The organism is Arthrobacter sp. NtRootA1, assembly GCF_019976975.1.
Classification (GTDB): Bacteria; Actinomycetota; Actinomycetes; order Actinomycetales; family Micrococcaceae; genus Arthrobacter; species Arthrobacter aromaticivorans.
The window spans coordinates 3,808,772-3,832,754 of record NZ_AP024630.1 but is presented as its reverse complement, the minus strand read 5'-3'; the positions used below and the strand labels follow the sequence as shown (position 1 = coordinate 3,832,754).

Here is a 23,983-nt window from a genome sequence, read left to right as displayed (position 1 = left end):
GCTTGTCTTGTGCTAGTTGGCGTGGAGTGCCTCGTTCAACTCCACGGTCTGGCCCTTGCGGGGCAGGACTTCCACGCCACCGGTTGTGGAGTTGCGGCGGAACAGGAGGTTGGGAACACCTGAAAGCTCCACGGCCTTGATGATCTTGCTGGTATCTTCGCCGTTCTCGTCCTTGGGACCAGGCACACGGACGCGCGTGCCGGCGGTGACGTAGAGGCCGGCTTCCACCACGGAATCGTCGCCGATGCTGATACCGACGCCGGAGTTTGCACCAAGCAGTACACGCTCGCCCAAGGCAATCTTTTCCTTGCCTCCGCCGGAGAGCGTACCCATGATGGAGGCACCGCCGCCGACGTCCGTGCCGTCACCGGCCACCACTCCAGCGGAGATGCGGCCTTCCACCATGGACGTGCCCAGGGTTCCGGCGTTGAAGTTCACGAAGCCTTCATGCATCACCGTGGTGCCCTCGGCCAGGTGCGCACCCAAGCGGACGCGGTCGGCGTCGGCGATCCGCACACCTGTGGGAACCACGTAGTCAACCATGCGCGGGAACTTATCCACGCCGTAAACCACGACGTTGCCGCGCTTACGCAGGCGCGCACGCGTCATTTCAAAACCTTCGACGGCGGCTGGGCCGAAGTTGGTCCATACGACGTTGGGGAGCTTGCCGAAGACGCCATCCAGATTGATGCTGTTGGGCTTGACCAAGCGGTGCGAGAGAAGGTGAAGGCGCAAGTAAGCATCAGCGGTGTCCGCCGGGGCGGCGTCGAGGTCGATCTGTGCGAAGACCACTTTCTGCTCTGTACCGCGATCGGCGTCCTTGCCGTCGTCGGCCAGTGCAGTGAGTGCGGGATCGGCATTCTCGACGTCACGAAGGGTTTCAGCGGCTACACCCAAGGCAGGCGCCGGGTACCAGACATCCAGTACGGTTGCTTCCCCGGAAGGCGAGGTTGCGATGGTGGCGAGGCCGAATCCGTAGGCTGATCGGTGGTTTGCGGGCGCAGCAGAGGAAGCAGTTTCAGTCATGGCCCAAGTGTATCGAGCGCCCGTGGCACGGCTGAAACCCGTCTCACCCCGGGTAGGTCGCATTTGTTGCCCGAATCACAGCCGCCCGGAGCGTTAAGGTGGAGTGGTGACCCTTAACCCTGCCCCTGCCCTACTGGACCTGCGCCAGGACGTCGCCTTGCTGACAGCCGCGCTGATCGATATCAACAGTGTCTCCGGCAACGAGACCCAGCTCGCCGATCTGGTCGAGGCCGCCCTGCGCGCCATCCCCGAATACACAGTCGTCCGTGACGGCGACGCCATCATTGCCCGCACCGAGCTTGGCCGCGCCGAGCGCGTCATCCTCGCTGGACACCTGGACACTGTGCCGCTGCCCACGGTGGAAGGCTCGCTGGGCACCGTTCCGGCGACGTGGGAGTCGGGCATTCCCGGGGAAGGCGTGCTTTATGGCCGGGGGACTACCGACATGAAGGGCGGCGTTGCCGTGCAGCTCGCACTCGCGGCGACCTTGTTCGACGACGGCAAGGAACCGGACAAGGATGTCACCTTTGTCTTCTACGACCACGAGGAAGTAGAGGCCGTCAAGAGCGGCCTGGGCAGGCTGGTCCGCAATCATGGTGACCTGCTCCTGGGGGACTTCGCCATTCTTCTTGAGCCCACACACGGCACAGTTGAAGGGGGATGCAATGGAACCAGCCGGTTCGAGGCGACCACCATCGGTGAAGCGGCCCACTCAGCCCGCGCGTGGATGGGCAGCAACGCCATCCACGCTGCGGCACCCATCCTCGCCCGCCTCGCAGCCTACGAGCCGCGGACCATCAACGTGGACGGCCTCGACTACCGGGAGAGCCTCAACGCGGTCAGGATCAATGGCGGCACGGCCGGCAACGTCATCCCGGACCGCTGCGTGGTAGAGATCAACTACCGCTTCGCTCCAGACAAGACGCCGGACCAGGCTGAGGCCCACGTGCGGGAGCTCCTGGAAGGATTCGACGTCGTCCGAACGGACGCTGCTGCCGGCGCCCGGCCCGGACTGAACCACCCGGCAGCTGCCTCTTTCGTGGCCGCAGTCGGCGCGGAACCAAAGCCGAAATACGGTTGGACCGACGTCGCGCGTTTCAGTGAGCTAGGCATCCCGGCTGTGAACTTTGGACCCGGCGATCCGTTGCTGGCGCACAAGGATAATGAACACGTCGACGCCGATGCCGTCCGGGAATGCCTTCGTGCACTCCGGACGTGGCTGGTTCGCTGAGGTTCAAAGGCACTCTAAAAGCGCATAAAGAGAAGGTCCGCAGCCGAATGAACGGCTGCGGACCTTCTCTTTATGACTAAGGAATGTTCCCGGGACTACTTCTTTTCAGGTCCAGGGACGTTTACCTCAAGGTCAACGGTCTTGATGGCCGAAGCCATGCCGCCTGCGGCCTTCTTGGAGCCTCGCTTTTCGATCCAGATGGCAAGTCGGGAAACTGACAAGTTGATCAGGATGTAGATCGCGGCGCCAACGAAGAAGGCGGAGAACAACAGGCTGGGTTCCAGGTCTGAGATCAGCTTCACCTTACGCAGCAGTTCCTCGTACGCCACGATGTAGCCAAGCGAGGTGTCCTTAAGGAGGACCACCAACTGTGCAACGAGTGACGGGAGCATGCGGCGGATTGCCTGGGGAAATTCGATGCTCATCCTGGACTGGAAGCTGCGCAGGCCAATGGCCAGACCGGCTTCGCGTTGTCCCCTGGGAAGGGACTGAATGCCCGCACGAAGGATCTCGGCGAAGATCGCTGCGTTGTACAGGACAAGGCCGCTGACAACAGCAACGAACGGGCTGGTGGCAAATACCAGGAGCACGAAGAGGATCATAAGCACCACTGGCATGCCGCGGAGGAACTCAAGCACCACCTGTGTGGGAACGCGAATCCAGGAGATCAGGGAAATGCGGAGCAAGCACAGGGCCACTCCGAGGGGGAAGGCAATGAGGGCTGCAACGCCGGCTGCCTGCAGGGTGGCAAGGACGCCGTAGCCGAGCTGCGTCCACACGTCCTTTGCAGACTCATTAACAAAGACTTCCCAACGGGAGGCGTTGAATATGCCCTGCGAAGACAGGATGACAATGGCTCCCACCACGCCACCGGCGATGATGATGGACCCGACAATCGAACCAATGAGGGAAACGCGGCGGGCCTTGGGGCCTGGTACGTCATAGAGAACCGAAGTCATCGGGCAATCGCCACCTTTTTCTCGACGAAGTGGGCCAGCAAGCCCAGGGGCACTGTGATCAGAAGGTAGAAGAATGCCACACCAATCAAGATCCACATGACTGCGTCACCATGGCTGTTTGACAACTGCAGGCCATAGCCGAAGAGTTCCAGGACAAAGAAGGCACCCGCGACGGAGGAGTTCTTGACCAAGGCGATCATGATGTTGATCAACGGGGGTACAACGGTGCGAACAGCCTGTGGCAGGACCACCAGGCCCAAAACCTGCGTGAACGTCATGCCGATGCTGCGGGCTGCCTCGGCTTGTCCAACCGGGACGCTGTTGACGCCGGATCGGACGGCTTCAGCAACAAATGCTGCGGTATAGCTGCTCAGCGCGATGATGGCGGCGACTTCAAATTGTTCGAACTTGACACCAAGCCGGGGAAGCACGATTGCTGAGAAAAAGAAAATAATTGTGAGTGGGGTGTTTCTGGCGACTTCAACATAAAACGTGCTGAAGCCCCGCAAGGCTGCCACGGGCGAGACACGCATTGCGGCGAGGAGAGTACCCGCTGCCAGTGCGATCACGCCGGATACGACGGCTAGAAACAGGGTTCGGAGAAATCCGTCCCAATATTGGGGGAGGCTTTCGAAGATGGCGTCCATGGGCTTCCTTCGGCTGCTGCGGAAAGGTAGGGAGTCCTCAAGGTCGGTGGCTGCCACCCTTCCCACGAGGGGAGGGCGGCAGCCACCGGCTTCCGACTAGTAACGGTCGATCTTGGGCAGCTCAGGAGCGGTCTTGATGACCTTTCCTGCTGTTGCTTCCCAAGCCTTCTTGTAGGTGCCGTCCTTGGCGAATTCCTCCAACTGGTCATTGATCCAGTTGCGGAACACCGTGTCGTCCTTCTTCAGGCCGATGCCGTAGGGCTCTTTGGTGAAGGTTTCGTCCGAAGCGAGCTTGAAAGCGTCCGGTTCCTTGTCAACATAACCGGCGAGGATCACGTTGTCCGTGGTGACGGCGACAACCTGCTTGTTGCGCAACGGCTCCAGGCAAGCGGTGTAGTTTGCGGCCGGGACCAGTTCGGCACCGTACTTTTCGACGATGGTCTTAGCCGGGGTGGAACCCGTAACGGAGCAGACCTTCTTGCCCTTGACGTCCTCGGGCTTGGTGATGGAGTTATCGTCCTTGTTCACCAGCAGAGCCTGACCGGCTTCGTAGTACGGCCCAGCGAAGGAGACCTTTTCCTTGCGGGCGTCATTGATGGTGTAGGTGGCGATGACGATGTCAACACGGCCCTGCTCGATGAACGGTTCACGGTTGGCGGAAACTGTTTCCACCCATTCGATCTTGTCTGCGTCAATACCGAGCTTGGCTGCGATTGCCTTGCCGATTTCTACGTCGAAGCCGACGGGCTTGCCGTCCAAGCCCTTCTGGCCGAACAGCGGCTGGTCAAACTTGGTACCAATGGTGATCTTCTTGGCCTGGTTCAACTTCGCCATTGTGGTACCGGCCTCGAAGCTCGCTGAGGCAACGGGCGGAGTAGTGGTGCCACCGCCTCCACCACAAGCGCTCAGCGAGAGGGCCAGTGCAGCAGAAGCGGCAACCAGGAGAGATTTCCTCCGGGTAATAAAAGCCTTCTTCATGACATTCCTTTCATTGGTTGGCCGGCGTACGGCCTGGGTGCGGTCCGTGCGGGCCTGGATGCGGGTCAGCAGGGAGCTAGTGGGTCAGAAGCTTGGACAGGAAGTCTTTGGCGCGGTTGCTCTGCGGATTGGTGAAGAATTCCTCGGGTGTTGAATCTTCCACGATCTGGCCATCGGCCATGAACACGACGCGGTCGGCTGCCTTGCGGGCAAAGCCCATCTCGTGGGTAACCACGATCATGGTCATGCCTTCTTTTGCCAACTGGATCATGACGTCCAGGACCTCGTTGATCATTTCGGGGTCCAGGGCCGAGGTTGGCTCGTCGAACAACATCACCTTGGGCTTCATGGCAAGTGCGCGGGCAATAGCCACACGCTGTTGCTGGCCACCGGAGAGCTGCGCGGGGAGCTTGGGAGCCTGGTGCCCGACGCCGACACGTTCCAGGAGGGCCATGGCCTCCCTTTCCGCCGTGCCTTTGGCAACGCCCTTCACCTTGATCGGTCCCAGCGTGACGTTCTCAAGGATCGTCTTGTGGGCGAACAGGTTGAAGGACTGGAACACCATTCCGACGTCTGCACGCAGGTGGGCGAGCTCTTTGCCTTCTTCCGGGAGCTTCTTCCCGTCGATCGCGATGTCGCCGTCGTCGATCGTTTCCAAACGGTTGATGGCACGGCACAACGTGGACTTACCGGAGCCGGACGGCCCGATGACCACGACGACTTCACCCTTCCGAACCTGGAGGTTGATGTCTTTGAGGACGTGCAACTGACCGTAGTGTTTGTTGACGCTGTTCAGGGAGACGAGCGCATCGCCGGACACTTGAGTAGTCATAGGACGAATCTAGCGAACAAAGACACAATTATGACCACGGTCACGGCAAGTTCCTCCAGATCGTGACTGAACAGAAACCTGCCCTCCAGCGATATACCAGACTGCAATGCAAGAACCGCGTCGTAGCGTCTTCGCTTGCATTCATCCGCGCTAGCCTTGGGCAATGAGCATTAGCCAGCACCCGATTCCCAGCCCCGACGCGAATGGCCACGTCGCGGGCGTCCATGTGCCCCTGCCTTCGGAGATTCCACCGGCCAAGCACAAGGGTCCTTTGGAGCTGCGACGTAAACAGGCGGACACGGGAATGTCCGATCAGCATTTGCTGGACACGAGCGGTGCCGGGCAGTTCATCCACACCGATCCTTGGCGCGTCCTGAGGATTCAGAGCGAATTCGTTGAGGGCTTTGGGGCGTTGGCCGATATTGGTCCGGCCGTCAGTGTTTTCGGTTCAGCCCGCACCAAACCTGGAACCGAGTACTACGAGATGGCAGTGGATGTGGGGCGCAAGCTCGCCCAAGCCGGGGTCGCAGTGATCACCGGCGGCGGTCCGGGCTCCATGGAAGCCGCCAACAAGGGTGCTGTTGAGGGCAATGGCGTATCTGTCGGGCTGGGCATTGAGTTGCCGTTCGAGCAGGGCCTGAACCAATGGGTGGACCTGGGGATCAACTTCCGGTACTTCTTCGCCCGCAAGACCATGTTCGTGAAATACGCCCAGGGCTTCGTCGTCTTGCCCGGCGGACTTGGAACCTTGGATGAGCTGTTCGAGGCAATGGTCCTGGTACAGACACGCAAGGTGACATCGTTCCCGATCGTGCTGTTGGGTGTTCACTTCTGGGGTCCAATGATTGAGTGGATCCGGGACACTTTGGTTGCTGAAGGGATGGTGTCCGAAAAGGACCTGGACCTGATCCAGCTGGTGGATGACCCTGCCGATGCTGTCCACCGTGTGTTGCACGGTGCTCCGCTTCCAGCCACGACCAATGGAAACCAGCGCCCGGAGTAGGCGGCTGTTTCTGGCACGATGGTGGCTGTGAGCTTTTTCCTGGTGTTTGTCGCGATTGTCCTCGTCGGTGCTGCATTGTATTTTGGCGCCCGCATCATCCGTGGCGGCTCCGTGGGAGCGGGCCTGGATGACCCCCTGCCCAACCTGCCTCCGGTGCTGCTCCCGGAGAAGGCTGCAGCCACAGACATCGACGCCGTGCGCTTTGCACTGGGCCTGCGCGGTTACCGCATGGATCAGGTGGACCAGGTCCTTGATGAGCTTCGGGACCAGTTGGTAGCCAAGGACCGTGAGATCGAGAGACTCAGCGTGCTGGTCCAATCAAAGCTTGAGGATGGCGACGCCAAGCGGACCACACCGTGAGCACACCTGCACCAACCCGTTTTGGCGGGGAAGGACCCACTGCGCGCCTTTCGCGGAGTATCTCCGCCGCGGCGGCCAGGATGGCAGATTGGCCCTGGTGGCTGCAGGTTTCCTTGGTGTTTGTGGTGGCCCGGGTGGTCAGTGCCTGCATCTTTATGGCGGCCGCCGTTCATCAAGGAGTGAATCCATGGTTCCCGCCCACGCCGGACTACTGGAACTTCATCACCATCTGGGACGGGCGCTGGTATGCGCAGGCTGCGGACAACGGCTACCCCTCCGTGCTCCCGGTGGATGCCAACGGGGTAGTTAAGGAGAACGCCTGGGCGTTCTATGCCTTGTTCCCGTTCCTGGGACGGGGGATCAGCGTCGTCACAGGAGTCGGGACTCTTCAGTCCCTCACCGCCATAGCCATGGTTGCCGGCCTCGGTGCTGCCTTGGTGATCTTCAAACTGTTCAGGGAAGCGGCCAGCCGGCGTACCGCAATGTGGGGCGTCGTCTTCGTGTCCACGTTCCCGGTGTCGCCAATTCTCCAGGTGCCCTACGCAGAATCCCTGAACCTCCTGCTGTTGTCCGGCTCATTGCTCCTCGTGGTCCGGCGACGCTACGCGGCAGCCATACCCATAGTGCTGTTGATGTGTTTGTCCAGACCCACGGGAGTCCCCTTCGCTGCGATGCTGGGCCTCCTCCTGGTTTGGCGGCTCTGGCAGCGTTTCAGGCCGGCAATCGCGGACGACGAGCCACAGGCCGGGTCTTCGTCCGCGCCAGAACTCGTGTCCCTGGGGGGCTTGGTGCTGGCCACCGGACTCGGAGCCCTTGCATGGCCCGCCATAGCGTGGGCGGTCACGGGGGATCCCAGCGCCTACACGCGTACGGAGACTGCCTGGCGCGGACATGACCTGGTGCCCTTCAAACCGTGGTTCGATACCGGAATCATGCTGTTCGGGCCCGTTCTTGGCGTGCTGGCCCCCTTCGTGTTCGTCGGCTTGTTCGTGCTGCTGATGGTCTCAAAGCCTGTACGGGGACTGGGAACGGAAATGCGCCTTTGGTGCGCATGCTACATGGGCTATTTGCTGGTGTTCCTGCATCCCCAAACCAGTACTTTCCGGATGCTGCTTCCTCTTTTCCCGCTGGCCCTCGGTGCAGCAATGCTGTCCAAGTCCAAGGCGTACAGGGGAACCGTCGTCGTCATGTTTGTCCTCCTCCAGATTGTCTGGGTGGTGTGGCTTTGGGGGTGGGCGCCATTGCCCGGAGGCGGTGACTATCCGCCATAACCCGACTGTCCGCCGTCGGGAAGTGTCTTTGTTCCGTGTCAGGGTAATTAGTCCATTGATTCGCTACGGACGGGTAAGTACGGGATAATGGAATACGAGCAAGGACAAAAGCACCTAAACGTGCCCGGCCAAGGCGGCCTCCCAAGCGGTGCCGCCGGCTGCAATTGCGAAGCGGATCCAGCCCGGCCGGGTTGGGCGTGACTTGGGACAAATGGAGGGGATTTTCCTAATGGCGGCTATGAAACCACGTACTGGCGACGGCCCTATGGAAGTAACCAAAGAGGGACGCAGCCTGATCATGCGTGTGCCGCTCGAAGGCGGAGGACGGCTTGTAGTCGAGCTCAATGCCGCGGAGGCGGAGAACCTCAAGGAATGCCTTGTGGGCGTTACCGAATAGATTCATAGGCAGGCTGGATTCAAAAGACCAGGGCCCGGCGAGAGCCGGAGCCCTGCTTTTGTTTAAGCAGCAGCGTTTTTTCTTGGGTGCCGTTCTTTAAGAATGTGCGCTAAATGGCAATTTCCTATTTTTTGACAGCCACCAGAAGTCCGTCGCCGGTGGGAAGCATCGCTGAGGCCAGGCGGTCGTCGTCGCGAATGGATTTGCCAACTTGCCGGAGAACCACGGTGGTGGAGTCGCGGGCTGCTGGATTTGAGACGCGGTCCTTATCCAAGGCGTCGTTGATCACCAGGGTGCCACCGGTCTTGAGCAGCCGGACAGCCTGTTCAACGTAGCGGGGGAAGTTCGGCTTGTCGGCATCGATGAAGACAAGGTCGTACGCGGAGTCTGTGAGCCGGGGGAGGACGTCGGCGGCCCTGCCGGAGATTGTCCGGGTGCGGTTGGCCGGGCTGCCGGACTCCAGGAAGGCCTCGCGGGCGGCCTTGAGGTGTTCGACATCGACGTCGATGGTAGTCAGGACGGCTTGCGGACCCAGGCCCCGCAAGAGGCAAACCCCTGACACTCCCGCGCCGGAACCAACCTCAACTACTGTTTGTGCCTTCGAAGCCGCGGCAAGGACGGTCAACACGGCTCCAACGCCAGGGCTGATGGGCTTGACGCCCAATTCGAAGGACCTTTCCCGGGCGCGCAACAAGACGTCATCCTCAGCAGGCAGATCTTCTGCATAGGACCAGCTGGTTGACTTGTCGGCACTCATGAAGGGTTCGCTTTCCGCGCGTAGGGGTGTCTGTACAAGCCTACTGTGTCCAGTGCTGCAAACCCCGTGTTCGCAGCCGTCCCGGGATTGTGTCTGCGGCAGGATTTCGCCTTGCGTGGAAATTGTGCCTTAGTCAGGAAATTCCCAGACAAACTTGGGATGATGTTGATCCGGTCATCCACGCGGTGGGCGGCACCGGACGAGTCCGGTGAACCACAGTTTGAGGGGAGTGGACGATGCCGGCATCGCATGCTGCGCCAGTCCAGACATCGGAGAGCGTTGAGGCCGTTACAGATTGGGTCATGCCCAGCTGGGAGGACGTGGTCGCCAACCACTCCGCCAAGGTGTATCGCCTTGCCTACCGCCTGACCGGAAACAAGTTCGACGCCGAGGACCTCACCCAGGAGGTGTTTGTCCGGGTTTTCCGTTCGCTGGAAAACTTCAAGCCGGGAACCCTGGACGGGTGGCTGCACCGTATTACCACCAACCTTTTCCTGGACCAGGCGCGTCGTAAGAGTCGGATCCGCTTTGACGCCCTTGCCGAGGACGCCGAGTCACGCCTGCCGGGCCGCGAGCCAGGCCCCGAGCAGAGCTTCGAGCACAACAACCTGGACCTTGATGTTCAGCGTGCGTTGGAAGAATTGCCACCGGATTTCAGGGCTGCCGTTGTTCTGTGCGATCTTGAAGGATTGTCTTACGACGAAGTGGCGGAGGCGCTGGGCGTAAAGCTGGGCACCGTCAGGTCCCGTATCCACCGTGGCCGCACTATGCTGCGGGAGAAGCTCGCCCACCGTGACCCCCGCCCGGCTGACGCCCGCAAGCCCCGCCTGAAGATGCCTCGCATCGCCAGCATTCTCTAGGTAGTCGATGCCTCGACGCCACATCCGTCCGGGTGCCCTGTCACGCCGCAAACCGGCGGCACGTTACAAACTGGCTGCACGTTACAAACTTGCTGCCCTGGGCCACACCCGGAATCCAGAGCACCTACGGCATTGCCCGGAGTGCCGTGCTGCCCTGAACAGGGAGCGGCAGTATCTTGAACGGCTTCGCGGGGCAGCGGTGCCCGAAGCCAGCGAGGACCTGACGGCGCGTTTGCTCCAGCACACACAACGACTCGCGAACGAGCAGGTCCCGCTGGTCGCAAATTCGCGGACCAGGGGTGGTGCGTGGCGGGCCCTTCGGATCGCCGGCGTGGCCGCTGGCTCTCTCACGGTAAGTGCAGGTGCACTGGGCTTGGCGGCATATGCGGTGGCAGGAGATACCGCGCCGAACGCAGGCATCGGTGCCGGCAACGACGCCTCATCCCTTTCCAGTGCGTTTACCGGCGGCCCAGCGGAACTGATGATGACGCCGGAATTCGTTGCGACGCCGGACTTCCGCCCCACCGCACCCGTGAATTTGAGCTCCGAACAGTTGGATGTCCTGCGGGGCCAGGGGTGGGCATGTCCTGAACTTGTCGGTATGGGCTTCCATGTCGTGGCTGCCAAGGCCACCGTGCACAACGGTCACCCGGCCGTGGAACTCCGGCTGGAAAGCAACGGCCATTACGCCACTGTTGTGGAAGAGCACCTGCAGGCTTCAGACCTCGCCGTCACTGGACGTCCGGCATCGGCGCAGCTCTCTCTCACGCAGGGGACGCCGTGGGAGGCTGTCTACCGGACCTCCGCTGCAGTCCTCAGCTACTCATCGGACCTCCCGGCGGATGTGGCCGACGACGCCGTTCCCGAGTTGGTTCGTGCAGGCGACTCCATGATCAGCACCAAAGCTCCGCAAGCCTCCGAGACGTGGTCCGAACGGATGATCCGCGGCCTCCGGACACTGCTCCGTCCCGCTGGTTTATGACCGGCACCACAGACAAGGTAATCTTCGTAGCGTGTTTGGAATCAACGGCCCGGAGTTCATACTCCTTCTGATTATCGGCGTACTCGTCATCGGTCCCAGCCGTTTGCCCGAATACACTCAAAAGCTCGCCAACCTGGTGAAGGAAGTCCGCAGGATGGCCTCCGGCGCACGCGAGCAGATCAAGGAAGAAGTCGGCATCGACATCGATGAGGTCGACTGGAAGAAGTACGATCCCCGCCAGTACGATCCACGGCGCATCATCAAGGATGCTTTGCTTGAGGATGATTCGAAGCCAGTCAACGCCGGCGCCCCAGTTGCTGCCGCAACTGCTGCGGCAGCAGCGGTGGACACGAAGCCCAAGGCTCCAGCTCGCATTATTGAGCGGCTCGCCGAAGGCGAGGCCGCGCCTTTCGATACCGAAGCTACGTAGTTTTCCAAGGACCTTTCCAAGCCCGGTGGCTTCAGCGCGGCTGGATTCCGAGCGGCATGCCGGATAGTCCGCGCGGACGCGTTGCCAGCATCCCTGCAATGCCTTCCAACGCTCTTGCAGCAGCAGTTTCGCCAGCGGCAAGGACTACAGGTTTTCCGGCATCCCCGCCCTCACGCAACCGGATGTCCAAGGGAATCTGGCCGAGAAGGGGTACGTCGCTGCCCACGGCAGCACTCAGCCGCTCAGCCAGCACGGCACCGCCGCCACTTCCGAACAATTCCATGCGACCGCCGTCGGGCATTTCCAGGAAGGACATGTTTTCGATGACGCCGGCAACCTTCTGGCCGGTTTGGGTTGCGATGGTTCCGGCCCGTTCGGCGACATCCGCGGCGGCAGCCTGCGGGGTGGTTACCACGAGGATTTCGGCGTTCGGGAGGAGCTGGGCCACGGATATTGCGATATCGCCCGTTCCGGGAGGCAGGTCCAGGAAAAGGGCATCGAGGTCGCCAAAGTAGACGTCCGTGAGGAACTGCTCCAAGGCGCGGTGCAGCATGGGACCACGCCACGCCACGGGCTGGTTTCCCGCAACGAACATGCCAATTGATATGACCTTCACTCCGTGGGCCACAGGAGGCAGGATCATGTCATCCACCTGCGTCGGTTTCTGCGTGATGCCCATGAGCCCTGGGACGGAGAAGCCGTGCACGTCGGCGTCCACGATGCCCACCCGTAGGCCCTGGGCGGCCAGGGCACAGGCGAGGTTGACAGTGACGGAGGACTTACCCACGCCGCCTTTTCCGCTGGCCACTGCGTAGACCTTCGTCAGGGACCCGGGCTTCGCGAATGGGATGCCCCGTTGGCCGCCCGGACCGCGGAGTTGTTCCTTCAAAGCCTCGCGCTGGGCGGGGGTCATGACCTTCAGCTCCACGTCAACGCCGGTGACGCCTGCGACGCCGGACAAGGCGTTTGTCGCATCTGCCGTAATGGTGTCTCGTAGTGGGCAACCGGCGATCGTGAGCAGCACCGCCACATGGACGTTGCCGTCGTCGTTGGCCGACACCGACTCCACCATGCCAAGTTCGGTGATAGGACGCCGCAATTCGGGGTCAATGACGGTTGCCAAGGCAGCGTGAAGTGCCTCGGCCGATGGGGTGGTCATGGGTTACGCTCGGCTTTCAGGATTTTCGGGAGGGGCCGGCTTCGCGCTGGAGTGCTGGGGCCCCGGACGTTGCGGGCGTACTTTGGGGATCTGCTGCGTGCGTGGTCCACGCGACTTGTCCCGTTTCTCCTTGAGCTTCTCCTTGACCTTGTCAGCCGAAGATTCGCTGCCTTCTTCTGCCGTTTCGCTCTCGCGCAGCTCCTCCTGGGCATCGATGATGTCCTCCAGCAGGCTGCGGAGTTCAGCGCGGACGTAGTCGCGGGTAGCTACCTCACGCAGCGCGATACGCAGGGAGGCCAATTCGCGGGTCAAGTATTCAGTATCTGACAGGTTCCGCTCGGCGCGCTGGCGGTCCTGCTGCAGCGATACGCGGTCCCGGTCGTCTTGACGGTTCTGGGCCAGCAGCAGGAGCGGCGCAGCATAGGACGCCTGGAGCGACAACATGAGTGTCAACAGGGTGAAGCCCAGCTCCACGCGGTCGAACTGCCACTCCGTGGGCGCAAACGTATTCCATGCCAGCCAGAAGAGACAGAAGACCGTCATGTACACCAGGAACTGCGGCGTACCCATGAAACGCGCGAAGCCCTCCGTGGCATTGCCGAACGCGTCCGGGTTGGGGGAGAACTTAGGCAGTATGCGTTGACGCCCGCTCAGGGGCGTGTCGAGGCTCCCGGGATTGTTTGCGCGTCCAGTGGACCTGGGGGATCGGGTGGCGTTGATATCAGCCAATGCGGCCTCCGAGTTTCCTTATAGGGGCGTCGTCCTCGTGAGCGCGCCAGTCATCGGGCAACAGGTGATCCAACACGTCATCAACAGTCACCGCCCCCACAAGGCGGCCGTCGTCGTCGACGACGGGAAGCGAGTTGAGGTTGTACGTCGCCAGGGTCCGGGCTACTTCGCTGATGTGCGCCTGGTCCGACAACGGCTCAAGGTTCTTGTCAACGAGGTTGCCCAGCGGCTCCGGCGGAGGGAAGCGCAGGAGCTGTTGTATATGTACGACGCCCAGGAAGCGGCCGGTGGGCGTTTCCAGGGGAGGACGTGCGATGAAGATGGAGGACGCCAAAGCGGGGGAGAGCTCCTCGCGCCGAACGTGGGCCAGGGCTTCGGCCACCGTGGCTTCAGGAGGCAGGATGACGGGCACGGGTGTCATGAGGCCACCTGCAGTGTCTTCGTCGTACTCCAAGAGACGCCGGACGTCTTCGGCTTCCTGGGGCTCCATGAGCTGCAACAGTTCTTCCGCTTGCGCAGAGGGGAGCTCGGCCAGGAGGTCGGCGGCGTCGTCGGGATCCATTTCTTCCAGGACATCCGCGGCCCGTTCCACGTCCAGGGCGGACAGGATCTCCACTTGGTCGTCCTCGGGAAGCTCCTGGAGGACGTCTGCCAACCGTTCGTCCTGAAGTTCGCTTGCCACTTCAAAGCGGCGCTTGTCGCTCATCTCCTGCAGGGCTTCGGCGAAGTCAGCAGGCTTGAGGTCCTCGTGCGTGGCAACGAACTGTGTGGCCGCCTGGGGCTCGTTATGCCCACCGGTCTGCGCGTCCGCCCAGTCAATGATCAGGGTTTCGTTGCGGCGGAGCCTGCTCAGGGGCGATAAGGAATGCCCGCGACGGACGAAGAGTTTGCTGACGAACCAGTCCTTGGACCGGTGCTGGTCCATCGCGATGTCCTCGATCGTTGCATCGCTGCCATCGGCAAGGGTGACGCGGCGATCAAACATTTCCGCTACCACGAGTGTTTCAGCGCCCCGTTGTTCGAAGCGACGCAGGTTCACCAAGCCCGTGCAGATGATCTGGGTCTGGTCGATGGAGGTGATTCGGGTCATCGGTACGAAGACCCGCTTCTTGCCCGGCACTTCCACCACGATGCCAACCACATGCGGGGCGCCACGGGTCCCCCGGGAGAGCACGACGACGTCGCGCAACCGGCCTAAACGATCGCCCAGGGGGTCGAAAACGTCCAAGCCGAGCAGGCGCGCGACAAAGACGCGTGAGGGATGTGTGCTCATGTTTACAGGCTACCGAGTCTGCTCTCTTTTAGCTGAATTCCAGCCGCTTCACATCTACATGCGACACAATGGGGCTATGTCAAACATTTTTGGTGCTCCTAAAGCCGTTGAGGAGTCCCGCAGCGTACCTCAAGGTGACACTGTTGGCTCGTACACCTCATATTTGGATGCCCAAAAGGCGGTGGACTACCTCGCGGACCAGCAGTTCCCCGTGCACCTGGTATCGATCGTGGGCAACGACCTCAAGATGGTGGAGCGGGTAACCGGCCGGCTGAGCTACCCGCGCGTTGCCTTGTCCGGTGCTCTGAGCGGCATGTGGTTCGGCCTCTTCGTGGGCGTCATGCTCTCCTTCTTCACGCCCGCTGGTGGCACCTTCTCCATCATCACCTCCGTGCTTATGGGTGCAGCTTTCTTCATGCTGTTCGGCATCGCCACGTATGCCACCCAGCGCGGCAAGCGCGACTTCACGTCCACAAGCCAGGTGGTCGCCACCAATTACGATGTCATTGTTGCCATCGAGGCAGCCCACGAAGCCCGACGGTTGCTCCACCAACTGCCCATGAACTCCGCCCAGGCTGCCACCGGACAAGCACAAAGCTACAGTCCGCCAAACGCGCCCTTCCAGCAGCCCGGCCAGGCACCTGAACGTCCTGCCACCTGGAACGATCCCTATGGCCAACGCGGGCCGGAGCCCACCGAACCCGGTGCTTCCGCCGCGCAGGCTCCTGCTGCACAGCCAGTACAGAACCCGACGCCGTCACCGGTGCGTTATCCAGACCTGCCCGATGGCCGCCCCCAGTACGGCGTCCGGGTCACGGAGGGCCAGAACGCCCCCCGGCACGAGGATCAGCAGCCTGGGAACGAGGATTCCCACAAGCAATAGCCTCAGAAGAAGTACAAAGGGAAGGCCACTGGATATCCATCCGGTGGCCTTCCCTTTGTGCTGTTGTTTGCCCGGGGCGGACTTGCTCCCCTTGCTGAAGCCTAGCCCGCGGCTTCCTGGTAGATGCCGGCCATCCAGGACTCGACGTCGTCGGCCTTGCGCGGCAACGCTGCGCTCAGGTTCACGGGGCCGTCCGCGGTCATGAGGACATCGTCCTCGATGCGGACACCGATGCCACGGTATTCGGCAGGAATGGCCAGGTCTTCGTTCTTGAAGTACAGGCCGGGCTCGATCGTGAAGATCATGCCCTCCGTGAGGATTCCATCAAGGTAGAGATCGCGCTTGGCCTGGGCGCAGTCGTGTACGTCCAGGCCGAGGTGATGGCTGGTGCCGTGTGGCATCCAGCGGCGGTGCTGCTGGCCTTCCGGGCTGATGGCTTCCTCAACAGAGACAGGCAGCAGACCCCATTCAGCGAGGCGCTCGGCAAGCACCGTGGTGGCTGCAGTGTGGATGTCCCGGAATTTCACGCCGGGCCGTGCGGCGGCGAACCCCGCATCAGCAGCGTCCAGGACAGCTTCGTAGACCTTGCGCTGCACGTCGGTAAAAGTGCCGTTTGCCGGCAGGGTCCGCGTGACATCTGCTGTGTAGAGCGAATCAGCCTCCACTCCGGCGTCAAGCAGCAGGAGTTCACCAGCGTTGACGGCGCCCGAGTTGCGTGTCCAGTGCAACACTGTGGCGTTGTTGCCGGACGCTGCGATGGTGTCGTAGCCGAGTTCGTTGCCTTCCTCGCGGGCACGGGCGAAGAAGGCGCCTTCTACCACGCGTTCGCCGCGCTTGTGCGTCAAAGCACGCGGGAGGGCCCGGACGACGTCGGCGAAGCCTTCCACGGTGGCGGCTACGGCGATCTTCATCTGCTGGATCTCCCACTCGTCCTTGATCAGGCGGAGTTCGGAGAGTGCCTCACTGAGCTTTTCGTCCAAAGCATCGAGCTCGCCCAAGTCTAGGTTCTCAGGATCCTTGGCCGTGTTGTAACGGGCAGTGTCCACCAAAGCATCGATGTTCTCATCGACCTTGCGGACCAGGCGGATGGAGATGCCGCCGATTTCCGGCGCGCCCACGTTCTTGGTGATGGCCAGTTCAAGTTCGGAAATGTGCGCCGTGGGCAGACCCAGGCGGGCCTTGAATTCTGCCAGTGTGGGCCGTGCGCCAATCCAGAATTCACCGGCCCGGGAGTCGGCGTAGAACTGCTCGGTATCGCGTCCCGCCAGGGGCCGGAAGTACAGGGTGGCAGTGTGGTGACCGCCGTCGTCGCCCTTTCCTTCACCTACCGGTTCCAGGATCAAAACGGCATCTGGCTCGTGGTCCAGGCCCAGCCCGGTGAGGTGGGCGAATCCGGAGTGCGGGCGGAAGCGATAGTCGCAGTCATTTGAGCGGACCTTGAGAGGACCGGCCGGGATAACGAGCCGTTCGCCCTTGAACAGCTCGGAAATTGCGCGACGGCGGCGGGCAGCGTGGTCTGCAACGGCGTCACGAGCGGGGGTTACCTGCGGTGCGGGCGCCCAGTTGCTGGCCATGAATGCCTTGAAGGCATCGGATGTGGGCCGCTGCGAACGGTTGTTGACGCGCTCTTGCAGGGGCTGGGAATCTGTGGATTCCGCGTACGGGGTGTTTTCGGCATCATTCACCGTTACATCGTCCCACCAGTTTCGTGAGGAGGCCAACGGCGCAACACCCCAAGAAGGTCCGCATCCCATAGGCTGGGAAAGTGAGGATAGACCTGCATACGCACTCGAATGTTTCCGACGGAACCGAGCCCCCAGCCGGGGTGATCATTTCGGCCGCAGCTGCAGGCCTGGACGTCATTGCGTTGACGGACCACGATTCCACTGATGGCTGGGCGCTTGCTGCTGCCGCTGCCAAGGAGCATGGAGTCACTTTTGTTCCCGGAATGGAGATCTCGTGCCGGACGGAGCAGGGGATCAGCGTCCACCTGTTGAGCTACCTGCATGATCCTTCCCACCCCGGGCTTCTTGAGGAGATCACCAAATCAAAGGACGCCCGGCTCACGCGCGCCGAGCGCATGGTCACTCTGTTGTCAGAGGATTACCCCCTGACGTGGGACGACGTCATCCACCATGTGGCTCCGGGCGCTACAGTAGGGCGCCCGCATATCGCGGATGCCTTGGTCGCTGCTGGCGTAGTCGCGGACCGCTCCGAAGCCTTCACGTCCATCCTCACCTCGCACTCGCGATACTTCGTGCAGCACTACGCACCTGACCCCGCTATCGCCGTCGAGCTTGTCCGTGCCGCTGGCGGCGTGCCGGTCTTCGCACACCCGGTGGCTTCGGCGAGGGGACGAATTGTGGGGGAGCGGACGTACCGGGAGATGATCGACGCCGGACTGCTCGGCCTGGAAATTGAACACCGCGACAACCCGGAAGAAGGCCGTAGCCTTCTTCGCACCATGGCATCCGAACATGGGCTGCTCATCACGGGATCATCCGACTATCACGGAGCCGGCAAACCCAATCGGCTGGGAGAGAACCTGACATCCCCGGACGTCCTGGCGAGGATCGAGGAGTTGGGCACGGGAACGCGGGTTGTCCGGCCATAAGAGGATACCGCTGCCGAATCCACGGCTTCGAAAAATGTGTTGACGTGCTGCAGGGGAAGAGTAGTCTGGCGCTCGTGGGGGAGGCGGGCTGGGCCGCACCACGGAAGGTCTCATCGCAAGGAATGACTCACCCCGTCGATGGAGCAATCATGTTCAAGAAATCCTTGGCTGCAACAGCCCTTGCCGCCACTTTAATGTTCATCCCCGCCACAGCAAATGCCCTGGACTGTAATAACGTGAGCCGCCCGGCCTATACAGGCACTGAGTGGGTATATGTTCCCGATATCAGCAGCAACGTCCACTTCACCGGAAACTGGGGCTATGTGGAAGCCTGGGGCGCCTGGGTATTCCTCCCTCCAGGCACCGTGCCTGAGGTGCCCGGCGGTGAAGGGAATTATCAGAACGGTCAAGGCTTCGCACTGCTGGTTAACGCATTGTGTGATTCCTATGGAGCAGTGCTGGAAAATAGGCAGGGCGACCACGGAATCCAATTGATGCACGGGTGCGGCTGACCAACAAACGCCTCTAGTTGGGGTGGAACGACGCCTTGGCGCCCAGCCGCTTCCGCATGACCTCGATGGCTTGCTCGTTCTGGTCCACGCACACGAAATTGCGCCCCAGCTTGGCGGCGACAGCGCCGAGGGTTCCTGATCCCGCAAAGAAATCCAGGCACCAGTCGCCCTCGCGGCTCGAGGCGGAGACGATCCGGCGTACCAGGCCTTCGGGTTTCTGGGTGGGGTAGCCGGTCTTTTCCCTGCCGGTTGGCGAGACGATGGTGTGCCACCAGACGTCCGTGGGGAGTTTGCCGAGTTCGCGTTTGGCGGGCGTTACCAGGCCGGGTGCCATGTAGGGTTCACGGTCCACTTCAGCGTTGTCGAAGTGGTACTTCGTAGGATTCTTGACGTACACCAGGATGTTGTCGTGCTTGGTGGGCCAGCGGTTCTTGGCCCGGGCGCCGTAGTCGTAGGCCCAGATGATCTCGTTGAGGAAACATTCCCGGCCGAAGATGGCGTCCAACATCACCTTGGCGTAGTGCACCTCGCGGTAGTCCAGGTGCAGGTACAGCGTGCCGTTGTCGGCAAGGAGCCGCCAGGCCTCTACGAGCTTGGGTTCCAGGAAGGACCAGTAGTCGCTGAAGGCGTCATCGTAGCTGTGAAGGGCACCCTTGATGGTGTCGTAGGAGCGTCCCTTGAACCCGACGCGGTCGCCGTCGCCGTCCGCGTTGCGGACCATGCGTGTTTCCTGACGGCGTTGAACCCGGCCGGTGTTGAAGGGCGGGTCCACGTAAATGAGTGTGAAGGCGCCGTCCGGCAGCGTCGGGAGGAATTCCGCGTTGTCCGCGTGCACCACCAGATTGCCGCCGTCCGGCGCCCAAACAGTTTCAGTCATTGAGGACTTTAGGCCTCGGAGTTGCCGGACTGGGCGCCAGCGGTCCCGCCGGAAACCACTTCGCCGTTACGGCGGCGCGTGCGGGTACGTCGCGTGCGGGCCGGCTTCTCGGCATTTTCGCCAGTAGCGCTGCGGGTTTCGGAGGCACCAGCAGCGGGGGCCGCATCGGCTTCGGATGTACGACGGCGGCGTGTGCGGTTGCGCCCGCCCTCACCGTTTGATTCCGAGTTGGCTTCGGTGGACTTGGCTGCGTTTCCACGGCCACGGCCGCCATTGCGTCCACCGTCACGGGATGAACCGCCGGAACGGGAGTTCTTCTTGCCTGTTTCACCCAGGTCCTCGAGGACCTCGGCATCGACGCCGGCAAGGGTGCGCTTGCTGCGCGGGAGGCGGCCCTTGGTGCCCTCGGGAATGTCGAGGTCACTGTAGAGGTGGGGGGAGGAGGAGTAGGTTTCAACCGGCTCCGGAACGCTGAGCCCCAGTGCTTTGTTGATCAGGCCCCAGCGGGGCATGTCGTCCCAGTCGACGAAGGTGACGGCAGTTCCCTTGTTGCCGGCGCGGCCGGTACGGCCCACGCGGTGCAGGTAGATCTTTTCGTCTTCCACGCACTGGTAGTTGATGACGTGCGTAACGTCATCGACGTCGATGCCACGGGCGGCAACGTCCGTGGCAACCAGGACGTCCACCTTGTTGTTGCGGAACGCGCGGAGAGCCTGCTCGCGGGCGCCCTGGCCGAGGTCGCCGTGGATCGCAGCAGCGGCAAATCCGCGGTCGACCAGTTCCTCCGCCACCTTGGCGGCGGTGCGCTTGGTTTTGGTGAAGATGATGGTGCGGCCACGTCCGCGGGCCTGCAGGATTCGGGCCACTACCTCGGTCTTGTCCATGCTGTGGGCACGGTAGATGAGCTGGCGGATGTCGCGCTTGGTGAGGCCTTCGTCGTTCGGATCGGCAGCACGGATGTGGGTGGGCTGCGTCATGTAGCGGCGGGCCATCGCAATGACCGGGCCGGGCATGGTGGCGGAGAACAGCAAGGTCTGGCGAACGGCCGGTGTACCAGCGATGAGTGTTTCCACGTCCGGCAGGAAGCCGAGGTCCAGCATTTCGTCGGCCTCGTCCAGGATCACCATTTTGACGTTCTTCAGGCTGAGGTGTTTCTGCTTGTAGAGGTCGATCAAACGGCCGGGGGTGCCAACCACTACCTCGACGCCCTTCTGGAGGGCGTCGATCTGCGGCTCGTAGGCACGGCCACCGTAGATTGTGGCGATGCGGGCGTTGCGCTTACGCGATGCCGCCTGGAGATCATTGGCCACCTGTACCGCAAGCTCACGGGTAGGAACGATGACCAAGGCCTGCGGCGCACCGGGGACAGCCAGCTTGGCGTAGCCGGGGTCGTCCCGGCCCTCCACGCGCTGCAGTGCCGGAATGCCGAAACCGAGGGTCTTGCCTGTACCGGTCTTGGCCTGGCCGATGATGTCGTGGCCGCTGAGGGCGACGGGCAGCGTCATGGCCTGGATGGGGAAGGGGTGGGTGATACCGGCATCGGCGAGGGATTCGACGATGTCGGCGCGGACGTTGTAGTCAGCGAACGATTTCTCTTCGATCTCGTGGGGCGTCTCATCAGAGATGATCGTTTCCTCGGGCTCGATGGATTCGGTGCCGGTGGCGTCCGTCAGGACTTCATGGGTGTGCAATTCACTCACAGGGAGTTTCCTTATTCATTTGGGCATTGGCGCTGCATGCTCAACGGGTGGCGGAGCCGTACCGGAGCACGAACGGGCGCGCAAGCTAATCCAGTGGAAGCCGATCGCGGGCTATCTAAGTACTGGCACTGGTGACCAGCGGGCACATCTCAAGATCGCGTAGGGGCGGGCTTGTTGAGTTCAAAAATTAACTGAATCAACGACCGGGCATCCATTACTACAGGGTCAGTCTATCCTCTGGGAGCCGTAAACCCCGGATCGGCGGCAGTTCGGGTGCTGCGGAGCTTCAGGGAAGCAGGGTAAAGCGGATCTCGCGGCTGGCGATATCGGCCTTCAGGAGTTGCACCCGGACCTTCGTGCCTGATTCCAGTTCACCGTCACATCGGGCTGTCACCGCCGGTTCGGCTATCTGGATGATGCCGAAGGGCCCATTGCCGTTTCCGTTTCCTCGCCCATTGCCATTCGCCGAGCCGTTGGAGGGCTTGGAACCGGAGATGACGACGGCGTCGAACTCCTCGCCGATGTGGTTCGCCACGAGTGCAGCTTCCACGGTGTCCATGGCCAGACGCTCAAGCCGCCCGGCCAGTTGGTCGGATGACGCCATGATCTCAGGCAGGGATGGAAGTGCTTCCCGCGCCCACGACGGGATCTGGTGGCCATTGCTGAGGGCCTCGCAGATCACCAGGACAAAGCGGTCGATGAGGCGACGCAAAGGGGCAGTGGTGTGTGCATAGGGCGCGCCGATGGCTGACTGGAGGATGTTGGGTGGAAGTTCGCCATCGAAAGGCGTGTATCCAGCGCCGCGGAAGAGTGTGCCTGCCGAGTGCAGGATGGCAAGCTGTTTGGGATCCGAAGCGTCAAGTGTCCGAAGGTACTCACCGTAGGTGACCTCGCCGTCCCAGGGTTTTCCGAGAGCCTTGGTCTGGCGTTTGAAATGGAGCAGTGACCGTTCATCCGGTGCCGGCATGGTGCGCAGGATGCCCACTTTTCCGTCGAGCATTAGTTGGGCCGCTGCCATCCCGGTCATGAGGGATATCTGCGCGTTCCAGTCCTCCACAGGCAGGGACGGCGCGGCCACAATCCTGTAGCCCCCGCCACCGGTCGCCTGGACGATTTCCTGCTCCGGCATGTTCAGGTTGGCGCCACCGCGGAGTCGTTCCAGTTCAACGCGCTTCAGGCCAACCTCCTTAAGGAGCTCAAGGACCGCTGGGGCTGTGCCGGCATCGATCAGTTCCTGGGCACCTTTGTAACTGAGCTTGGCGCGACTACGGACAGTGCCACGGGCCACGGACGTGGTGGATACCTCCGCGTTGTGGTCCAGTTCGAAGGCCCACACGAAAGCGCTGCAGTCTTGGCCAGCCAGCAGGCTTCCTGCGTTTTCGCTGATAACCTCCGGGTGCAGAGGGATCCTCCCGTCAGGAGCGTAAAACGTTTGTCCCCGTTGCCGGGTTTCGGCATCGAGCGCCCCGCCGGGAGCCACAAAGGATGGCACGTCCGCGATTGCGTAGAGGACTTTGTAACCGTCACCGGCACGTTCAATGAATACCGCTTGGTCCAGGTCGGTGGACGTGGCTGGATCAATGGTCACAAACGGAATGTCCGTGAGGTCACGGTCCGGTAGCGTGTGGTTTTCTACTGCTTTCCGGGCTTCCGCCACGGCTTCGGCCGGATACTCGCCCGGGAGCTCCAGTTCGGTCCGGAGGGCTGCAAATGCCTCCGCGAGCTGGTCCGACGAGTCGTCGACGTTGGGCGAAATCCGATGATGTGACACGAAAATCAGGTTAGCCCGAAATCGCTGGATAGTCTTGGACCATGAGCACTTCCTGGGACGATAATGCTCGCGTCCAGCGCCTCTCCTCGGAACTGCTGGGAGCCATGGCGTACGGCGAGCTCTCGGCGTTTGGCCGGCTGTCTTTCGACTCCCGGTACGCTCCCACGCTCCATGACAGGGCAGTGCTGGCAAAGATCGCCGTTGGCGCTTACGGAAACTTTGCCGTGATCAGCAGCCGGCTCTCGGAGATGGGACTCGACGCCGAAGAGGCCATGCTTCCGTTCCAGCGCTCGTTTGACCACTTCCATGAGCGAACGAGGCCAGCGGACTGGTTTGAATCCGTCATGAAGGCGTATGTGATCGACACCGTGTCTTCGGACTTCTACCGCATGGTCGCCTCATTCCTTGATGCCGGGACGCAACTCTTTGTCCAGAAGGTTGCCTCCGCCGACCAAGCCACGGAAGTGCTCCGTATCCTCCTGCGGCGCGCACTGGCGGATGACCCGCGCCTGTCATCGCGACTGGCTTTGTGGGGTCGCCGCCTTGTCGGTGAGGCACTTACGCAAGCCCAACGAGTCGGCATGGAACATCCCGACCTGGGACCACTCCTCAAGGCCGGAGGGGATGCCCGGGCAGCAGTCAGGGCACTCACGGCTGAGCTTGCCGAGCGGCACGGGCGCCGGATGTCGGGGCTTGGACTGACGGCTTAGGGTTCGACCCGCCCTAGCCGCC

General features: G+C 61.9%; 25 protein-coding genes. 12 read left to right on the top strand and 13 right to left on the bottom strand.

Going from position 1 to position 23,983, the window contains the following annotated elements; all coding sequences use genetic code 11:
• Nucleotides 1-12 precede the first annotated feature (12 nt).
• A complete protein-coding gene (dapD, locus tag LDN90_RS17385; RefSeq protein WP_216924127.1) occupies nt 13-1,026 on the bottom strand; it encodes a 2,3,4,5-tetrahydropyridine-2,6-dicarboxylate N-succinyltransferase in 1,014 nt (337 codons plus the stop codon).
• 106 nt (nt 1,027-1,132) lie between these two features.
• Between dapD and dapE the strand changes: the two genes are divergently transcribed.
• Nucleotides 1,133-2,257, top strand: a complete 1,125-nt coding sequence (gene dapE / locus LDN90_RS17380; protein ID WP_223946477.1) for a succinyl-diaminopimelate desuccinylase — start codon at nt 1,133-1,135, stop codon at nt 2,255-2,257.
• A gap of 95 nt (nt 2,258-2,352) precedes the next feature.
• On the opposite strand, the gene LDN90_RS17375 is transcribed toward dapE, so the two are convergent.
• From LDN90_RS17375 to LDN90_RS17360, 4 genes are all read right to left on the bottom strand, one after another.
• Nucleotides 2,353-3,216, bottom strand: a complete 864-nt coding sequence (locus LDN90_RS17375) for an amino acid ABC transporter permease (protein WP_223946476.1) — start codon at nt 3,214-3,216, stop codon at nt 2,353-2,355.
• Nucleotides 3,213-3,863 (bottom strand): amino acid ABC transporter permease, encoded by a 651-nt coding sequence (locus LDN90_RS17370; protein WP_223933760.1) that lies wholly within the window; start codon nt 3,861-3,863, stop codon nt 3,213-3,215. Before LDN90_RS17370 ends, LDN90_RS17375 begins: the two co-directional genes overlap by 4 nt.
• Nucleotides 3,864-3,959: 96 nt before the next feature.
• Complete coding sequence (locus LDN90_RS17365; RefSeq protein WP_223946475.1) at nt 3,960-4,841, bottom strand: glutamate ABC transporter substrate-binding protein; 882 nt, start codon at nt 4,839-4,841, stop codon at nt 3,960-3,962.
• 76 nt (nt 4,842-4,917) lie between these two features.
• The gene (locus tag LDN90_RS17360; protein ID WP_216924118.1) at nt 4,918-5,673 is read right to left on the bottom strand and encodes an amino acid ABC transporter ATP-binding protein; all 756 of its coding nucleotides are present in this window, start codon (nt 5,671-5,673) and stop codon (nt 4,918-4,920) included.
• 163 nt (nt 5,674-5,836) lie between these two features.
• Here LDN90_RS17360 and LDN90_RS17355 point away from each other — a divergent pair, with 163 nt between their 5' ends.
• The 4 genes from LDN90_RS17355 (at nt 5,837) to LDN90_RS17340 (ending at nt 8,704) form a co-directional block, all read left to right on the top strand.
• A complete protein-coding gene (locus LDN90_RS17355; protein ID WP_223946474.1) occupies nt 5,837-6,676 on the top strand; it encodes a TIGR00730 family Rossman fold protein in 840 nt (279 codons plus the stop codon).
• 18 nt (nt 6,677-6,694) lie between these two features.
• On the top strand, nt 6,695-7,036 hold the full coding sequence (locus tag LDN90_RS17350) for a DivIVA domain-containing protein (protein ID WP_223946473.1): 342 nt from the start codon (nt 6,695-6,697) through the stop codon (nt 7,034-7,036).
• Nucleotides 7,037-7,116: 80 nt separating this feature from the next.
• Nucleotides 7,117-8,307 (top strand): hypothetical protein, encoded by a 1,191-nt coding sequence (locus LDN90_RS17345; protein ID WP_223949324.1) that lies wholly within the window; start codon nt 7,117-7,119, stop codon nt 8,305-8,307.
• 229 nt (nt 8,308-8,536) lie between these two features.
• A complete protein-coding gene (locus LDN90_RS17340; protein ID WP_064721643.1) occupies nt 8,537-8,704 on the top strand; it encodes a DUF3117 domain-containing protein in 168 nt (55 codons plus the stop codon).
• 124 nt (nt 8,705-8,828) lie between these two features.
• Here the strand turns inward: LDN90_RS17340 and LDN90_RS17335 are convergent, their stop codons facing one another.
• The gene (locus tag LDN90_RS17335; RefSeq protein WP_223946472.1) at nt 8,829-9,461 is read right to left on the bottom strand and encodes an O-methyltransferase; all 633 of its coding nucleotides are present in this window, start codon (nt 9,459-9,461) and stop codon (nt 8,829-8,831) included.
• A 236-nt stretch (nt 9,462-9,697) separates the two neighbouring features.
• Between LDN90_RS17335 and sigE the strand changes: the two genes are divergently transcribed.
• The 3 genes from sigE to LDN90_RS17320 are packed head-to-tail and all read left to right on the top strand — an operon-like array spanning nt 9,698 to nt 11,733.
• A complete protein-coding gene (gene sigE / locus LDN90_RS17330) occupies nt 9,698-10,321 on the top strand; it encodes an RNA polymerase sigma factor SigE (RefSeq protein WP_223946471.1) in 624 nt (207 codons plus the stop codon).
• Between the two features lie 7 nt (nt 10,322-10,328).
• The gene (locus LDN90_RS17325) at nt 10,329-11,303 is read left to right on the top strand and encodes a hypothetical protein (protein ID WP_223946470.1); all 975 of its coding nucleotides are present in this window, start codon (nt 10,329-10,331) and stop codon (nt 11,301-11,303) included.
• Nucleotides 11,304-11,334: 31 nt separating this feature from the next.
• The gene (locus tag LDN90_RS17320) at nt 11,335-11,733 is read left to right on the top strand and encodes a Sec-independent protein translocase TatB (RefSeq protein ID WP_216924113.1); all 399 of its coding nucleotides are present in this window, start codon (nt 11,335-11,337) and stop codon (nt 11,731-11,733) included.
• Between the two features lie 31 nt (nt 11,734-11,764).
• Here the strand turns inward: LDN90_RS17320 and LDN90_RS17315 are convergent, their stop codons facing one another.
• The 3 genes from LDN90_RS17315 to LDN90_RS17305 are packed head-to-tail and all read right to left on the bottom strand — an operon-like array spanning nt 11,765 to nt 14,894.
• Nucleotides 11,765-12,892 carry a P-loop NTPase gene (locus tag LDN90_RS17315; protein WP_223946469.1) on the bottom strand — a complete coding sequence of 376 codons (1,128 nt, stop codon included), beginning with the start codon at nt 12,890-12,892 and terminating at the stop codon, nt 11,765-11,767.
• A 3-nt stretch (nt 12,893-12,895) separates the two neighbouring features.
• Nucleotides 12,896-13,612: a DUF1003 domain-containing protein gene (locus LDN90_RS17310; RefSeq protein ID WP_216924184.1), complete on the bottom strand. Its 717-nt coding sequence runs from the start codon at nt 13,610-13,612 to the stop codon at nt 12,896-12,898.
• A 1-nt stretch (nt 13,613) separates the two neighbouring features.
• Nucleotides 13,614-14,894 (bottom strand): CBS domain-containing protein, encoded by a 1,281-nt coding sequence (locus tag LDN90_RS17305; protein ID WP_216924111.1) that lies wholly within the window; start codon nt 14,892-14,894, stop codon nt 13,614-13,616.
• A gap of 76 nt (nt 14,895-14,970) precedes the next feature.
• Between LDN90_RS17305 and LDN90_RS17300 the strand changes: the two genes are divergently transcribed.
• Nucleotides 14,971-15,777 (top strand): general stress protein, encoded by an 807-nt coding sequence (locus LDN90_RS17300; RefSeq protein WP_223946468.1) that lies wholly within the window; start codon nt 14,971-14,973, stop codon nt 15,775-15,777.
• Between the two features lie 101 nt (nt 15,778-15,878).
• Here the strand turns inward: LDN90_RS17300 and LDN90_RS17295 are convergent, their stop codons facing one another.
• Nucleotides 15,879-17,462, bottom strand: a complete 1,584-nt coding sequence (locus LDN90_RS17295) for an aminopeptidase P family protein (RefSeq protein ID WP_223946467.1) — start codon at nt 17,460-17,462, stop codon at nt 15,879-15,881.
• Between the two features lie 80 nt (nt 17,463-17,542).
• Here LDN90_RS17295 and LDN90_RS17290 point away from each other — a divergent pair, with 80 nt between their 5' ends.
• Together LDN90_RS17290 and LDN90_RS17285 are read left to right on the top strand one after the other, a co-directional pair.
• The gene (locus LDN90_RS17290; RefSeq protein WP_223946466.1) at nt 17,543-18,391 is read left to right on the top strand and encodes a PHP domain-containing protein; all 849 of its coding nucleotides are present in this window, start codon (nt 17,543-17,545) and stop codon (nt 18,389-18,391) included.
• 149 nt (nt 18,392-18,540) lie between these two features.
• A complete protein-coding gene (locus LDN90_RS17285) occupies nt 18,541-18,903 on the top strand; it encodes a hypothetical protein (protein WP_216924107.1) in 363 nt (120 codons plus the stop codon).
• A 13-nt stretch (nt 18,904-18,916) separates the two neighbouring features.
• Here LDN90_RS17285 and LDN90_RS17280 read toward each other — a convergent pair whose 3' ends face one another.
• The 3 genes from LDN90_RS17280 to LDN90_RS17270 form a co-directional block, all read right to left on the bottom strand.
• Nucleotides 18,917-19,780: a site-specific DNA-methyltransferase gene (locus LDN90_RS17280; protein WP_216924106.1), complete on the bottom strand. Its 864-nt coding sequence runs from the start codon at nt 19,778-19,780 to the stop codon at nt 18,917-18,919.
• Between the two features lie 8 nt (nt 19,781-19,788).
• A complete protein-coding gene (locus tag LDN90_RS17275) occupies nt 19,789-21,480 on the bottom strand; it encodes a DEAD/DEAH box helicase (RefSeq protein WP_216924105.1) in 1,692 nt (563 codons plus the stop codon).
• Between the two features lie 286 nt (nt 21,481-21,766).
• Nucleotides 21,767-23,251 (bottom strand): RNB domain-containing ribonuclease, encoded by a 1,485-nt coding sequence (locus tag LDN90_RS17270; RefSeq protein ID WP_223946465.1) that lies wholly within the window; start codon nt 23,249-23,251, stop codon nt 21,767-21,769.
• 41 nt (nt 23,252-23,292) lie between these two features.
• Between LDN90_RS17270 and LDN90_RS17265 the strand changes: the two genes are divergently transcribed.
• A complete protein-coding gene (locus LDN90_RS17265) occupies nt 23,293-23,961 on the top strand; it encodes a ferritin-like fold-containing protein (RefSeq protein WP_223946464.1) in 669 nt (222 codons plus the stop codon).
• The last annotated feature ends 22 nt before the right edge of the window (nt 23,962-23,983 follow it).

What these genes read in the sequence shown, in the direction of transcription:
- dapD (WP_216924127.1), bottom strand. Translation starts at nt 1,026, where the DNA reads ATGACTGAAACTGCTTCCTCTGCTGCGCCCGCAAACCACCGATCAGCC.
- LDN90_RS17375 (WP_223946476.1), bottom strand. Translation starts at nt 3,216, where the DNA reads ATGACTTCGGTTCTCTATGACGTACCAGGCCCCAAGGCCCGCCGCGTT.
- LDN90_RS17370 (WP_223933760.1), bottom strand. Translation starts at nt 3,863, where the DNA reads ATGGACGCCATCTTCGAAAGCCTCCCCCAATATTGGGACGGATTTCTC.
- LDN90_RS17365 (WP_223946475.1), bottom strand. Translation starts at nt 4,841, where the DNA reads ATGAAGAAGGCTTTTATTACCCGGAGGAAATCTCTCCTGGTTGCCGCT.
- LDN90_RS17360 (WP_216924118.1), bottom strand. Translation starts at nt 5,673, where the DNA reads ATGACTACTCAAGTGTCCGGCGATGCGCTCGTCTCCCTGAACAGCGTC.
- LDN90_RS17355 (WP_223946474.1), top strand. Translation starts at nt 5,837, where the DNA reads ATGAGCATTAGCCAGCACCCGATTCCCAGCCCCGACGCGAATGGCCAC.
- LDN90_RS17350 (WP_223946473.1), top strand. Translation starts at nt 6,695, where the DNA reads ATGGTGGCTGTGAGCTTTTTCCTGGTGTTTGTCGCGATTGTCCTCGTC.
- LDN90_RS17345 (WP_223949324.1), top strand. Translation starts at nt 7,117, where the DNA reads ATGGCAGATTGGCCCTGGTGGCTGCAGGTTTCCTTGGTGTTTGTGGTG.
- LDN90_RS17340 (WP_064721643.1), top strand. Translation starts at nt 8,537, where the DNA reads ATGGCGGCTATGAAACCACGTACTGGCGACGGCCCTATGGAAGTAACC.
- LDN90_RS17335 (WP_223946472.1), bottom strand. Translation starts at nt 9,461, where the DNA reads ATGAGTGCCGACAAGTCAACCAGCTGGTCCTATGCAGAAGATCTGCCT.
- sigE (WP_223946471.1), top strand. Translation starts at nt 9,698, where the DNA reads ATGCCGGCATCGCATGCTGCGCCAGTCCAGACATCGGAGAGCGTTGAG.
- LDN90_RS17325 (WP_223946470.1), top strand. Translation starts at nt 10,329, where the DNA reads ATGCCTCGACGCCACATCCGTCCGGGTGCCCTGTCACGCCGCAAACCG.
- LDN90_RS17315 (WP_223946469.1), bottom strand. Translation starts at nt 12,892, where the DNA reads ATGACCACCCCATCGGCCGAGGCACTTCACGCTGCCTTGGCAACCGTC.
- LDN90_RS17305 (WP_216924111.1), bottom strand. Translation starts at nt 14,894, where the DNA reads ATGAGCACACATCCCTCACGCGTCTTTGTCGCGCGCCTGCTCGGCTTG.
- LDN90_RS17300 (WP_223946468.1), top strand. Translation starts at nt 14,971, where the DNA reads ATGTCAAACATTTTTGGTGCTCCTAAAGCCGTTGAGGAGTCCCGCAGC.
- LDN90_RS17285 (WP_216924107.1), top strand. Translation starts at nt 18,541, where the DNA reads ATGTTCAAGAAATCCTTGGCTGCAACAGCCCTTGCCGCCACTTTAATG.
- LDN90_RS17280 (WP_216924106.1), bottom strand. Translation starts at nt 19,780, where the DNA reads ATGACTGAAACTGTTTGGGCGCCGGACGGCGGCAATCTGGTGGTGCAC.
- LDN90_RS17265 (WP_223946464.1), top strand. Translation starts at nt 23,293, where the DNA reads ATGAGCACTTCCTGGGACGATAATGCTCGCGTCCAGCGCCTCTCCTCG.